Annotated in this window: 15 protein-coding genes; 4 read left to right on the top strand and 11 right to left on the bottom strand. The window is 30.0% G+C overall.

Annotation, left to right across the window (positions count from 1 at the left end):
- Positions 1–150: 150 nt before the first annotated feature.
- From BLV71_RS12205 to BLV71_RS12230, 6 genes are all read right to left on the bottom strand, one after another.
- Positions 151–1,344, bottom strand: a complete 1,194-nt coding sequence (locus tag BLV71_RS12205; RefSeq protein ID WP_093870820.1) for a hypothetical protein — start codon at positions 1,342–1,344, stop codon at positions 151–153.
- Between the two features lies 1 nt (position 1,345).
- Positions 1,346–1,657, bottom strand: coding sequence for a hypothetical protein (locus tag BLV71_RS12210; RefSeq protein WP_093870821.1), 312 nt, complete (start codon positions 1,655–1,657; stop codon positions 1,346–1,348).
- Positions 1,658–1,826: 169 nt separating this feature from the next.
- Positions 1,827–2,729, bottom strand: coding sequence for a tRNA (adenosine(37)-N6)-dimethylallyltransferase MiaA (gene miaA / locus BLV71_RS12215; RefSeq protein ID WP_093870822.1), 903 nt, complete (start codon positions 2,727–2,729; stop codon positions 1,827–1,829).
- Positions 2,729–3,547 carry an ion transporter gene (locus BLV71_RS12220; protein ID WP_093870823.1) on the bottom strand — a complete coding sequence of 273 codons (819 nt, stop codon included), beginning with the start codon at positions 3,545–3,547 and terminating at the stop codon, positions 2,729–2,731. Before BLV71_RS12220 ends, miaA begins: the two co-directional genes overlap by 1 nt.
- Positions 3,548–3,654: 107 nt before the next feature.
- On the bottom strand, positions 3,655–4,209 hold the full coding sequence (locus BLV71_RS12225) for an acyl-CoA thioesterase (protein WP_093870824.1): 555 nt from the start codon (positions 4,207–4,209) through the stop codon (positions 3,655–3,657).
- Entirely contained in the window at positions 4,190–4,579 is a 390-nt protein-coding gene (locus tag BLV71_RS12230) for a 6-phosphogluconate dehydrogenase (RefSeq protein ID WP_093870825.1), read from the bottom strand. Before BLV71_RS12230 ends, BLV71_RS12225 begins: the two co-directional genes overlap by 20 nt.
- Positions 4,580–4,751: 172 nt before the next feature.
- Here BLV71_RS12230 and BLV71_RS12235 point away from each other — a divergent pair, with 172 nt between their 5' ends.
- Complete coding sequence (locus tag BLV71_RS12235; protein WP_093870826.1) at positions 4,752–5,537, top strand: choice-of-anchor V domain-containing protein; 786 nt, start codon at positions 4,752–4,754, stop codon at positions 5,535–5,537.
- Between the two features lie 88 nt (positions 5,538–5,625).
- On the top strand, positions 5,626–6,801 hold the full coding sequence (locus BLV71_RS12240; RefSeq protein WP_093870827.1) for a GlmU family protein: 1,176 nt from the start codon (positions 5,626–5,628) through the stop codon (positions 6,799–6,801).
- Positions 6,802–6,838: 37 nt separating this feature from the next.
- On the opposite strand, the gene BLV71_RS12245 is transcribed toward BLV71_RS12240, so the two are convergent.
- From BLV71_RS12245 to BLV71_RS12255, 3 genes are read right to left on the bottom strand one after another with little or no spacing between them, the layout of a single operon-like run.
- Positions 6,839–8,587, bottom strand: coding sequence for a M14 family metallopeptidase (locus tag BLV71_RS12245; protein WP_093870828.1), 1,749 nt, complete (start codon positions 8,585–8,587; stop codon positions 6,839–6,841).
- Between the two features lie 3 nt (positions 8,588–8,590).
- A complete protein-coding gene (coaD, locus tag BLV71_RS12250) occupies positions 8,591–9,043 on the bottom strand; it encodes a pantetheine-phosphate adenylyltransferase (protein ID WP_093870829.1) in 453 nt (150 codons plus the stop codon).
- A 54-nt stretch (positions 9,044–9,097) separates the two neighbouring features.
- Positions 9,098–10,072 (bottom strand): D-alanine--D-alanine ligase, encoded by a 975-nt coding sequence (locus BLV71_RS12255; protein WP_093870830.1) that lies wholly within the window; start codon positions 10,070–10,072, stop codon positions 9,098–9,100.
- A gap of 114 nt (positions 10,073–10,186) precedes the next feature.
- Here BLV71_RS12255 and BLV71_RS12260 point away from each other — a divergent pair, with 114 nt between their 5' ends.
- A complete protein-coding gene (locus BLV71_RS12260) occupies positions 10,187–10,768 on the top strand; it encodes a PASTA domain-containing protein (RefSeq protein ID WP_093870831.1) in 582 nt (193 codons plus the stop codon).
- Positions 10,769–10,785: 17 nt separating this feature from the next.
- Positions 10,786–11,826, top strand: a complete 1,041-nt coding sequence (locus BLV71_RS12265; protein ID WP_093870832.1) for an RluA family pseudouridine synthase — start codon at positions 10,786–10,788, stop codon at positions 11,824–11,826.
- Between the two features lie 215 nt (positions 11,827–12,041).
- Here BLV71_RS12265 and cmk read toward each other — a convergent pair whose 3' ends face one another.
- Entirely contained in the window at positions 12,042–12,731 is a 690-nt protein-coding gene (gene cmk / locus BLV71_RS12270; RefSeq protein ID WP_093870833.1) for a (d)CMP kinase, read from the bottom strand.
- A gap of 39 nt (positions 12,732–12,770) precedes the next feature.
- Positions 12,771–13,820 carry a type IX secretion system protein PorQ gene (porQ, locus tag BLV71_RS12275; protein WP_255405191.1) on the bottom strand — a complete coding sequence of 350 codons (1,050 nt, stop codon included), beginning with the start codon at positions 13,818–13,820 and terminating at the stop codon, positions 12,771–12,773.
- Between the last annotated feature and the right edge of the window lie 114 nt (positions 13,821–13,934).

A 13,934-nucleotide genomic window follows, 5' to 3' on the forward strand; every position in this document is an offset into this window, starting at 1 on the left:
AATAAAGGACTTTCTAGGAATGTTTTTAAATTAAAATAGTAAGTAGCGTTATATTTAACGCTACTTACTTAAAATATATAAAGTTCTATTTAATAGTTTATTATTCCATTTTTAGTTTTAAAACGTAACCATGGAAAGCTATTAATTAAACTATTCATCAGAAGCACCAGAACTGTCAGAAGTGCTTGATGTGCTAGAAGTACTACTAGTACTATCATCAGCGGCACCAGCCTGATTGTATTTGTTTGGATAGTATTTTGCTAACCAAGCTCTTGCTATTTCAGATTGACTTATTGGTTTTAAGTAATAGTTTACAGGTACACCAAGGTTATCACCACCTTCAATACATTTATTCACGTAATCTTCTAATGCTGTCATCATAGAGTTAGTATCGATAATTTGATTTTGCCCATCATCAATATCTGATACACCACTAAGAGTTGCTGCAATAGTAGCGTTTTTAAGCTGAATCATTTGTTCGCCAGTTCTAGCAGCAGTTGCAGCTTCACCTATAGTGTTATTTTCACTAGCAGTAGCTCCTTGTAAAGTAGCTAGCTCTTCCATAGATTTTTGAGGATCAAAATCAGTAAAGCTTTTAACAGCCATTGCTACTTGATTTGATTTAATAGAAGGTATTATACCCATAGTTATAAGGGTAGCATGTGAAGTAACGTTTTGTGTGCTTAATAAATTTTTAGCACTATTAGAAAATGAAGAACTTACTCCAAAACCACCAGTACCAGAGGCAAACCATCCACCAATATCAAATGTTTCTTGCATAGAAGCAGCAATTGATTCCATACTTTGACTAGACTGAGATTCAGTAGTATTTAACACATGTACCATACCAACAAAAGATGATCCATAAGTTGCTCCTGACAAAATATTGAAAGAGCCATCTTCTTTAGTGTCAGATTTAGCTTCTATAGCTGCAATTGAACCAGGGTCGTTAGTCTTAATCATATTGTCTGGGTTCATACTGTTCCATACTCTAACAGCTTTATCAACATCAAGTATATAAGGTGCAAATACTTGAGCATTTTTATGTGTACAAGTAATAGTTACCACTAATGTACCAGCAATACTATGGCGTGAGTGTTGACTATTCATTTGTGTTTGAGCAGAAGCTGAAGCTTGAGAAGATCTTCCTTCTCCAAAAATACTTAATGATTCACTAACAAAAGCAGAAACTGTTGCTGCATGACTAGCTGAGCTCTGAGTGTTTTGATCAAATGAAAAATATTGACAGTTCATTTGTAAAGAGTCAGAAGAAATAGCTAATTTTTTTAACTGACTTTTATTGTAGTCAATTGGACTTTCAACACTTTCGTTAACAGCATTCATTTTAGACTTTAAAGGCTGTATTTTTTTTCTCTGATGCAATTTTAGCTTTAGCATATGCAACCACTGCTGTTTTTATTTGATCTCCTACTTGTTGAGATTCTTGAATAACTTCATCAGCATCTATTCCCATACCAATCATTTCTTGGATGGTCATGTCTATACTTCTCTTTAACGCTATAAGTGAATTCATTTCACTTTCAGCAGCATCAGCAGGAGTTTGTAATTTTGAAATTTGAACAATGTTTTCTAATTTTTGTTTAGAAACAATATTTCCTAAAACTAAGGAAGGGTCATATGGAATTGTAGATGGCATATATATAGTTTTATTTTAAGTTTGAATACGTAAAATTATTGGTAAAAAAATAAAATATATAGCCGAATTCCTTTAGAAATACAAATTTGAGAACAAGCGTAACTTAATAAGGAATTAAAGCGCCAAAATAATAATTAATATGAGATGTAGAAAAAAACAAGATGCTTTTTTATAAAAAAGAATCAATTTTATTTATGATTGTTAAATGATTTTCTTTAAAATCAAACCAATTAATATTTGGATCTTTTCTAAACCAAGTTCCTTGGCGTTTAGCAAATCTTCGCGTATTTTTTTTAATTTCCTCTACCGCAAAACTTAAAGGAAAATCACCATCAAAGGAAGAGAATAATTCTCTATAACCAACTGTTTGCAATGCGTTTAAATGTTTATGTTGATATAAACTTTTTGCTTCTTCAAGTAATCCAGAATTCATCATAATGTCAACACGTTTGTTTATACGGTTGTACATGATTTCTCTATCAGCTGTTAAACCTATTTTAATACTTTTAAAATTACGAAGTGTTTTAGGTTTGTTTTTAAAAGAAGAATATGTTTTGTTAGTGCCAATACAAATTTCTAAAGCACGAGTTAATCTGTGAGGATTGTCTATAGCTATGGTGTTAAATGCTTCAATATCTAGTTTTTCTAATTGTTGTTGAAGGTGTTCAATTCCTTTTTCTTCTAATTGTTGTGTTAAATCTATTCTAATTTGTGGATCAACATCAGGAAAATAGTCTAAGCCTTTTAAAACAGCGTCTACGTATAAACCACTACCACCAACCATTATTTGAATAGGTTTTTTCTTAAAAAGTGTATCTAGTTTAGCTAATGCCTCTTTTTCAAACTGACCTACATTATAATCTTCAAAAATGCTTCTGTTTTGAATAAAATGATGAGGCGCAGATGCAAGTTCATTGTCATCAGGAACTGCAGTTCCAATTTTCATTTCTTTATAAAATTGACGAGAGTCGCATGAAATAATATCACAACCAAAGTGCTGTGCTAGTTTAATACTTAAAGCAGTTTTACCTATAGCGGTTGCGCCAACAATAGTAATTAGAGTATTTGTCATTAATTGTGTAATTTACTACCACAATGATTACAGTATATGGCATCATCATTATGGTCTCCATGAGAACAATTCGGGCACGATTGAGTGTTTAGGTTTACATCACTAATTTTAGTCATTTCAGAAGTAACAATACCTGTAGGCACAGCAATAATTCCATATCCTAATACCATAATAATACTCGCAACAAATTGACCAAAAGGAGTGTGGGGAGCAATATCTCCATAACCAACTGTGGTTAATGTTACTACAGCCCAATAAACACTTCTAGGAATGCTTGTAAAACCATTTTCACCTCCTTCTATTAAGTACATAATTGTACCAAGAATCATACATAAAATAAGTACAAAAAAAAGAAACACCGCTATCTTAGCTCTACTTGCTTTTAATGCTTTTATAAAATTATTAGACTCTCCAATAAATCGAGCTAGTTTTAAAATTCTAAAAATACGTAATAAACGTAGTGCTCTTAAAGCAACTAAACTATGGGTTCCTATAAAAAATATAGAAAGATATTTAGGAATAGTTGATAAGAAATCAATAATACCATAAAAGCTAAAAATGTATTTTGATGGTTTTTTTATTGAGATTATTCTAAGAATATATTCTATGGAGAAAAGAATGGTTAAAACCCATTCTCCAACATTTAAGATGTTACCATATTTTAATTGAATATCATCAACACTTTCTAACATAACAAAAAGCACAGAAGATAAAATAGCGATTAATAAAATAATATCAAAAAACTTACCACCACGCGTGTCAGCTTCATAAATAACTTCATGAAGTTTGTCTTTCCAATTTTGTGGTTGCTTTTTCAAAAATGATTTTTATTTATTTAATAGTATAGCAAAAGTATGTTTTTGAATTTGTGTAGCCAAATTTTGTAGTTGTTAGAAGAGAGAATAACAATTTAAATATTGGTAGATTATAAATCTATTTTTACGTTATAAGCTTCTAAATCTTTAATATAATTATTGGGTGTAAAATGATCACTGTCAAATTCCTCTTGTCGATTTTTTTTCATTTCAATACGTTTAATTGCCTTTAAAAAACGTCTCATTTCAATATCGTCATTAATAATAATTCCAGGAACAGAAATCCCTTGGCCATCTTCGTTTTTAGAAACCATAGTAAAATAAGAAGAATTACAGTGGTTAACTTTCCCTGTTTGAATATTTTCAGATTCTACACGAATTCCTACAACCATTGAGGTTTTCCCTACATAATTAATTGAAGCTTTCATTGTTACCAGTTCACCCACCTCTATTGGATTTAAAAAATCAACTGTATCAACAGAAGCAGTTACACAATAAGTACCTGAATGTTTTGAAGCACAAGCAAAAGCAATTTGATCCATTAAATTTAGAATATAACCTCCATGTATTTTACCACTAAAATTAGCGTGTGAAGGAAGCATAAGTTCAGAAATCGTAATACGAGTTTCTTCTACATTTTTAAAATTATTTTTCTTTTGTGTCATTTGTAACTCCTCTAAAATGTGGCGATTGTTCTTCTTCTACCTTTGTGATGAAATATTTAGTATCTCCTAACCAAAAAAAAGTACTAAAACGTTCAGTGTAATGTACTTTTACATATCGACCTTGGTATTTTTGTAAGTCTTTAATTACTTTCTCATTTCTGTCTTCTACAGAAAAAGCAAAAATTTGTGCTCCAGATATTCCTTGACTAATTTCGCCCTCCCATGTTTTTATAGCAATACCTTTATAACTAATTTTTATAAGTTCACCTGAACGTACACCTTCACTATAAGGAACAAAGTATATAAATGCATAGTATAATCCAGCAATTAATGTTATTATAATTAATATTAAAGCAAGTATTTTCTTCATAAATATATTTTATGATGTAAAGATAAATATAAAAACTATAGGTAGGGTTTTTTGTATTGGAACTGTCGTATAAATAATGTTTTTATGTATTAATTTAATGATTGATAATAAATTAATTGTAATTAACGTATATTACTAACGACTTAAACTAAATATTAAAAATCCAATAATTATGAGGAAAGACTACTTTTTTAAATTAACACTATTTTTAATTCCTTTATTAGGCTTTATGTTTATTTCTTTTTCAGGAGGAAGGGATAGTGCTTTTTCAAGCTCTCCAGGAGATTCAAATAATAATTGTACTACTTGTCATGCGGGTACAGCAACAGCTGCAAACTTGTCGGTAACAACAGATATACCAGTAACTGGGTATGAGTTTAATACAGAATACAATATAACTGTTACAAACTCAGGAGGAGGAACTAGAAATGGATTTCAAGTAACAGCAGAAAAAGATTCGGATAATTCTAAAATAGGGACTTTTGCAGCTGGCGGTGCAGATACAAAAGCAGTTAACAGTAATTCTAGAGCAACTCACACTAGTTCAGGTAATAGTCAAAGTACATGGAGTGTGAAATGGACATCGCCTTCTAGCGATCAAGGAAAAGTAACTTTTTATGCAGCCTCAATATCTGGTAATGGAAATGGAAATACTGGTGGAGATGCTACATTTACAGGTAAATCAGGATCAACACCTTCTTTAGGTGTAGATGATGCAAAATTATTAAACTTTAAAATGTATCCTAATCCGGTAGGAAATGTTGTAAAGATAGATTTACCTTCAGACACAAGAGAAGCTAAGGTACAGGTATATGACTATACTGGAAAATTATTGAAATCGGAGAATGTATCTTTACTTCAAAAAGAAGTTAATATTGAAGAGCTACCAATAGGAATGTACTTATTAAAAATAATTTCTGAAGATAAATTAGGAGTAAAACATTTTATAAAAAAATAACGAAAATAAAGGACTATTTTTCTAACCGATTGTAATTTTTACAATCGGTTTTTTATTGTAAGTTTGTTCATCTTCAAAAATAAGAATAATGAATTATATTTTATTTGATGGTGATGTACGAAATGCTTTATTACCATTTACATACACTAAACCTGTAGCTGACTTAAGAGTTGGTATTTTGACTATTAGAGAGAAATGGGAGAACTTTTTAGGGGGTACAACCACTACAGTTACTGAAGAGTATTTAGAAGAGAAGTACCCAATGGTTGAAATGGAAGAAAATGTATTAATTAATGCTTCTTTTTTACCAACAGAAATATTGATTGAAAATATTAAAGGTTTAAAGCCGAATCAAGCAATATTTAAAGATGAAGATGTAATAGCTTTTTATACTACGGATACACAAGAAGAAGTTGATTTTTCAAGATATGAAGCTATAGAGTTTGAAGGAGAAGTATTACAAATTAAAAATACTTGGGATATTTTTTCATTAAATGCGAAAGCGATAAAAGCTGATTTCGATTTAATAACAGAAGGACGAGAGTCTGAACCAATTCCAGAAACAGTTAATTGTATAAACAAAGAAGATATTTTCTTAGAGGAAGGAGCTAAGTTAACTTTTGCTACTTTAAATGCAACTAATGGACCTATTTACATAGGTAGGAATGCAGAAATAATGGAAGGTTGTGTTATTAGAGGAGGATTAGCAATGTGTGAAAACTCTGTTTTAAAAATGGGAGCAAAAATATATGGAGCTACTACATTAGGTCCATATTGTAAAGTAGGAGGAGAGGTGAACAACTCAGTGCTTTTTGGGTATTCAAGTAAAGGTCATGAAGGTTATTTAGGTAATTCAGTACTAGGTGAGTGGTGTAATTTAGGAGCAGATACCAATAATTCTAATTTAAAAAATAATTATGCTGAGGTTAAATTATGGAATTATGAAACAGGTAGATTTGCTAAAACTGGGTTGCAGTTTTGTGGCCTAATGATGGGAGATCATTCTAAATGTGGTATCAATACAATGTTTAATACAGGTACAGTAATAGGAGTGTCTGCTAATATTTTTGGTAGTGGTTTTCCTCGTAATTTTGTACCATCATATAGTTGGGGAGGAGCATCAGGCTTTACAGAGTATAAGACAAATAAAGTTTTTGAAGTTGCTGAGGTAGTAATGAAAAGAAGGCATATAGAATTTGATGATCAAGAAAGAAAAATTCTTGAGCATGTTTTCGAAGAAACTAAACAATATAGAAATTATTAAAAATAACCCCCTCAGTTTTTTGAGGGGGTTATTATGTTTAAAAAAATTTATAAATAGGAAGTTTTAGATGAGCTTGTTCATAATGCGGCGTTTTTTTGTATACAAAATACAATTGCGCATATGGGTTTTTAGCAAAGCCATCATCTACTTTTATTTTTTCTTCTAACTCTTTTTTAACTGCGGGATTTTCTTTCAAGAATTGGACTGCAATATCTTCAAAAACATAGCTAGAGAAACCTTCTTTTTGTTGTAAAATAGTATCAAAAAAATTCCAGTTAAAAAAAGAATCAGTAGCTTCAGCTTCTAGAGTTTCAATAATGTATCGTATTCCTTTTTGTTGTGTTGAAATGTAAATATCACCTTTTCTGAATTTAATAGTTTTAGTTGCTTTCTTTACCGTAGTATTATAGTGTAAATAATGTCCTTCATAAGCTGATTTTCTAGTATTGAAATTAGCTATATGTTGAGTCTCGACAGTTAGGGTTGTGTCATTTTTAAAGTGTGTGAATACTATTTTATTGTTTTTAAGCCTTTCAATTACTTTATGCCAACCTTGCTGTATGATATAAGCTTTTGGGATTGTTATTTCTTTTGTTGTATTAAAGTTGTTGTAATAAGATATTTTTTTATTGTAAGGTTTAGATTTATCATAAAACAAGCGTTTTCCATTGGTTACTTCACTATTAATATAAATACCTTCATAGCCTTTAAAATTTAAAGTACTAGGATTGTTTTTGTCAACTTTGAAAGTAATTGGATATGTTTTCTGAGTTAGTAACTCTTTAAGGTTTCTTTTTCGTAGGGTTTTAATTCTCGATGATTCTTTTTCTGAAAAATCTAATGTAGAAAGTAATAGTTCATAGGTTTGCTCAACACGAACTTTATAGGGTTTTAACATGTGAGTTTCTACCATTAACCCTAGAGTGTTAAATAAAGTAGTATATCCTGTTGAATATCTTGGAGAATCGAAAAATTGAGACCAGCCTTTCTCTGGAGTGTTTCCCCATACATTTACATAAGGAGTAATAGGGATTTGTTTTTTAGCCAAAGATTTTTCAATATGCGGACGCATTTCTTTTTCTAAAAAAACACCAAGGTTTCCACCTAACTTATTGTGTTGTGTAAATAAATGGGTAATTGCATATTGATAATCGGCACCGTTACTTACATGATTATCAATAAAAATATCTGGATTTACTGAGTGGAAAATAGTTGCAAAAGCTGCTGCGTTTTTAGTATCTTGTTTTATGAAGTCTCTATTTAAGTCAAAATTCCTGGCATTACCTCTAAAACCGTATTCTTTAGGACCGTTTTGATTAGCTCTAGTGTGTGAGTTTCTATTAAGAGATCCACCAATATTATATATTGGTATAACACAGATTAAAGAGTTATTATATGCTTTTTTTAAAGAATCATTTTGAACAATATCTCTTAATAACATCATGGAAGCGTCAATCCCATCTGATTCACCTGGATGAATACCATTGTTGATTAAAATTCTATTTTTTGAAGATTTTTTTAAACTTTTTAAATCGATTTTACCATCGTTATTAAAAACAGCTAAATGTAGTGGTTTTCCAGAATCTGTTTCACCTATTTCAAATAGTGAAATTTCGCTGTAGGAATCAGCTAAGTTTTTATAAAAAGAAATTACATCATTGTATTCAGGAGTCTCGGTACCGTTAGATTTTTCAAATAATGTTGTGAAGTTTTTCTTTTCAAATTTTATGGCTTCTTTACAAGAATTTAAAAATATGAATAGTAGTAGTAGCGATAGTTTTTTCATGATTTAAATTTTTACAGCATCAGGTACTAGTCCAGTGTAATCACCATCATTTCTTATAACATCACGAACAATTGACGATGATATGTAGCTCTTTCCAGATGAGGTTAATAAGAAAACTGTTTCGATTTCAGAAAGTTTACGATTAGTATGTGCTATAGCTTTTTCAAATTCAAAATCAGCAGGGTTACGTAAACCTCTTAAAATAAACTGCGCATTAACTTCTTTACAAAAGTTAACAGTTAATCCGCTATAAGTAACTACTTTAATTTTTGGTTCATGTTTAAATGTTTCTTCAATAAAACGTTTACGTTCTTCTAAGGAAAACATGTATTTTTTATCTGAATTTATACCAATAGCAATAACTAGCTCATCAAATAAGGTAACTCCACGTTCAATAATATCAACATGGCCTAATGTAATAGGGTCAAACGATCCTGGAAAAATAGCTTTCTTCATATATTTTGTAATTCTTGATTTATATCTTATTAAAAACTGTATTGCGTATATTTATTATTTGATAGCCATTTCAATAGCATTTTCAAATAACTCACTTAACGATATTCCTACTTCATTTGCCTGTTGCGGTAAAATACTAGCCTCTGTTAAACCAGGTACGGTATTCATTTCTAAAAAATGAGGTTCATCATTTACCAAGATATATTCAGATCTAGAAAAACCACTCATATTTAATATTTCATATGCTTTTTTAGCTATTTCTCTTACTTTGGCTTCTTGTTGTTCTGTTAATCGTGCTGGTGTAATTTCTTTTGATTTACCTAGGTACTTTGCTTCATAGTCAAAAAAGTCATTTTCAGAAACTATTTCGGTAATTGGTAAAACTGTTGTTTCTCCTTTATATTGAATAACTCCTACAGAAACTTCAGTTCCATCTAAAAAACTTTCAATTAAAATTTCAGAATCTTCTTTGTATGCTTTTTCTATTGCAGGAATAAGTTTTTCAATAGAGTGTACTTTTGAAATACCAAAACTAGAACCTGCATTGTTTGGTTTTACAAAGCAAGGAAGTCCTACTTTTTGAATAATATCATCCGTAGAAAATGTATCTCCTTGATTAATATATACTGATTTAGCAGTAGGGATACCATAATGTTTTACAACACTTAAGCTATCTCTTTTATTAAATGTTAAAGCCATTTGGTAGAAAGGAGCAGAGGTGTGCTTCATTTGTATAAGATCAAAATATGCTAAAAGACTACCATTTTCTCCAGGGTTTCCATGTATTGCATTAAAAACACAATCAAAAGTAATTTTAGTAGTGTTTTTTGTAAATGAAAAGTCATTTTTATCTATAGGATATTCAGTTTCATCAGCATCAACAACTACCCATTTGTTAGATAAGATATGAACTTTATATGTATTGTATTTTTCTTTATTAAGATGTTTGTAAACAACTGCACCGCTTTGTAAGGATATATTTACCTCTGAGGAATACCCTCCCATAACAATAGCTATATTTTTTTTCATGAATAATCTGAGTTATTTATACAAACTTACCAAAAAAACTCGTTTAAGAGTTGTTGAATTTTAAATTAGTAATAAATTTTACAGTAAATTTGTATCATCTTACAAAAAATCAATATGAGTAAATTTTCAGAACGTATTAAAGGTTTATTTGAGTTTATTAAAAGTAAAAGCTTTTTTATGCAATTAGGAATTGCAATTTTGAGTGTTGTTGTTTTAATATTCCTATTGCAATGGTGGTTAGGTATTACTACTAATCATAATCAAAAAATCGAAGTGCCTAATTTAGCTAAGTTATCATTAACAAATGTTGAAACTAAGTTAAATGAACTTAATTTAGATTACGTAGTTATTGACAGTGCTACTTATAATCCTAATTATCCTAAAAAGGCAGTGTTAGAGCAAAATCCTGAAGCTGGTGATTTTGTAAAAGAAGGAAGAAAAATATATTTAACATTGAATCCTTCAAAATATCGTGATGTTGAAATACCAGATTTAAATGGACGTACTCGTAGGCAAGCAACTACACATTTAAGATCTATTGGTTTTAAAGTTGGAAAAGATGTTACTTGGGTTCGAGATTTAGGTAAAGATGTAGTAAGAGGATTAAAGTATAAAGGAAACAAAATTGAACCAAAAACTAAGTTACCAAAACAATCTACAATAGATTTAATTTTGGGTGATGGTAATGGTAATTAATATTATAGATTAGATTGATGCAGGAAGATACAACTCCAGATTTAGAAAACGACGATTTATACGAACATTATAAATTTGTAGCAAATGATGGGCAAGTTCCATTAAGAGTAGATAAGTTTTTAATGAATTTTATAGAAAATGCTACGCGTAATAAAATTCAACAAGCGGCAAAAGCGGGGAATATTTTAGTGAATGATGTAGTGGTTAAATCCAACTATAAGATCAAACCAAAAGATATAGTTAGGGTAGTACTATCGTATCCACCAGCAGAGAACTTATTAGTTGCTGAAGATATACCTTTAAATATAGTATATGAAGATGATCAGGTAATTGTTGTGAATAAAGAACCAGGAATGGTTGTTCATCCTGGTCATGGAAACTATTCAGGTACTTTGGTTAATGGATTAATACATCATATTGAAAATTTACCTACAAACAGTAGTGAGCGTCCAGGTTTAGTTCATAGAATAGATAAAGATACTAGTGGTTTATTGGTAGTTGCAAAAACTGAGTTTGCTATGACGCATTTATCTAAACAGTTTTTTGACAGGACTACAGAACGTTTATATTATGCTTTAGTTTGGGGAAATATAGAAGAAGATGAAGGAACTATTGAAGGTAATATAGGAAGAAGTTTAAAAAACAGATTACAAATGGCTGTTTTTCCAGATGGTGAATTTGGTAAACCTGCAATAACACATTTTAAAGTTTTAGAACGTTTGACTTATGTTACTTTAGTGCAATGTAAATTAGAAACTGGAAGAACACATCAAATTAGAGCACATTTTAAATATATTGGTCATACACTTTTTAATGACGAACGTTATGGTGGTGATAAAATATTAAAAGGAACAACATTTACAAAATACAAACAGTTTGTAGATAATTGTTTTAAAGTCTTACCAAGGCAAGCATTACATGCAAAAACTTTAGGGTTTACTCATCCTACGAGTGGAGAGTTTTTAAAATTTGATTCAGAAGTACCTAAAGATATTGCTGAATGTATAGAAAAGTGGAGAACATATTCTACGCATACTAAATTTGAAGAAGATTTATAAAAAGATCTTTTTTATAATAAAGTTAAAGTATATGAAAACCAGTTTTATATAAAACTGGTTTTTTAGTATAAAGCTCTTTATCGGTAGTTTTAGTTTTTGTTAACCCTTCTGAGAATTGAGTATTTAATTTTAATACGTATTTGTGTACAAATAATTAATTCTGAGAGACTACTCATTGATAAGTAAAAACAATTAAATAGTATTGATGTATTGTATTATTCTATAGCAGTGTTAACCAAGCTCATGATTCTGTTAAATTGATCTTTTAATCCCATGTTTGAGTTGTCAAATTCAATAGCATCATCTGCTAAAATTAAAGGAGAATCTTCTCGGGTAGAGTCTATACGATCTCTTTCTTCTACATTTTGTAATATCTCTTCGTAGTTAACCTTATCACCTCTATCTATAAGTTCTTTATAACGTCTTTTAGCGCGCTTATCTGCAGAGGCAGTCATAAATAATTTTAATTCTGCATTAGGGAAAACAACAGTTCCAATATCACGTCCATCCATTACAACACCTTTATTTTTACCCATTTCTTGTTGTTCACTAACTAGTTTTTTTCTTACTTCCGAAATTGTAGAAATTTTACTTACTAGTTTTGAAACTTCAAGAGTTCTTATTTCTTTTTCAACGTTCTTTTTATTTAAAAACATTTCAGCAAACCCCATTTCTTCATTAAAGCTAAAAGAAAGAGAAATATTGCTTAAATCACTTATTAAATCATCAGTATTAAAATGTGTTTCTGAAATATAATTTTGTTGCATAGCGTATAATGTAACGGCTCTATACATAGCTCCAGTATCAACATAAATATAACCTAATTGTTTTGCTAATTGTTTTGCGATGGTGCTTTTTCCTGTAGATGAAAAGCCATCTATAGCTATGGTAATTTTTTTTGTCATAGTAAAAGAATTAAGAACAACAAAGATACGTTAGATATTCTAATATCGAGTAGGATTTTTTCCTTTTGGGCGCTTGTCAAGATCAATTTGTAAGCTGAAAGTGCTTACGTTTGAAGCTGAATGAAACTTAGAATATGCGTAGTTAAACTTTAGTTTGTTCATCTTTAAACCAAAACCAAAAGATAAACCACCAAATGAACGTACATTTTGTAATTGTAGTTCTTTGCTTCTTCTAAAATTATAACCCACACGTATGTTTATGGCACTATCAGGAAATAATTCTGCACCTACAATGACATGTCTAAAAGCATTGTCTAAAAAAGAAATACTTTCTTGTGTAGTATTGCCTTCTAAATTAGTAGTTTGATTTGTAGGATTTGAAACTCCAACTTTCCATTTTTGAAGGTTGTCTAAGGTGAGATACCATCTTAGAGGTACTTTTTCTAACTTATAAGAAGCGCCTAAAATTATTTCAAAAGGTAGTTTTTCACGAGTACCGTTAAAAGATGTTATTTGTGTACCTATATTTCTTGCTACTAAAGCAATGATAAAAGGATTATTAGCGCTGTAATAGGTGATTCCAAAGTCAACAGCAATACCGCTTGAAGAAAAAGAATCTATAGAAGAGTAAATTAATTTCAAATTAGCTCCATAATAAAAATCACTTCTTGGAATGTTTTTAGCGTACCCTAAAGAAATAGCAATGTCATTGGCACTAAAAGAACCTTGTTCATTTCCTTCTTCATCAGCTCTGATAATTTCACCATAATTAACGTATTTTATGTTTCCATGAAGAGTCTCAAAATGTTTGTTGATTTCATAGGCATAAGAAACAGATCCTATATTTATTCCTGTTAAGTAACTAGTATAATTTACAGAAAGCTGTTTATGAAGACTATTACTAATAGTAGCAGGATTCCAACTTGGTTGGTTTACATCATCAATAAATGTTAAAATTTTACCTCCTAAAGCTACTTGACGAGCAAATGTAGGAGTGTTTAGAAAACCATAAATGTTTTCACCACCAGTTTGAGAATGTACATAATTACTGAAAATTAGTAAGAAAAAAAGATATATTGATTTATTCACAAGTAAATATAAACGTTACTACAAAAAACGTAAAAAATATTTATTATTTCATAGCTGTAGCATCTTTTCTTGTAAAAGTGATTTATATTTTTTAACTTTCCATGGTGTAAAATT

It is taken from the genome of Tenacibaculum sp. MAR_2010_89 (genome assembly GCF_900105985.1).
GTDB classification, from domain to species: domain Bacteria; phylum Bacteroidota; class Bacteroidia; order Flavobacteriales; family Flavobacteriaceae; genus Polaribacter; species Polaribacter halocynthiae.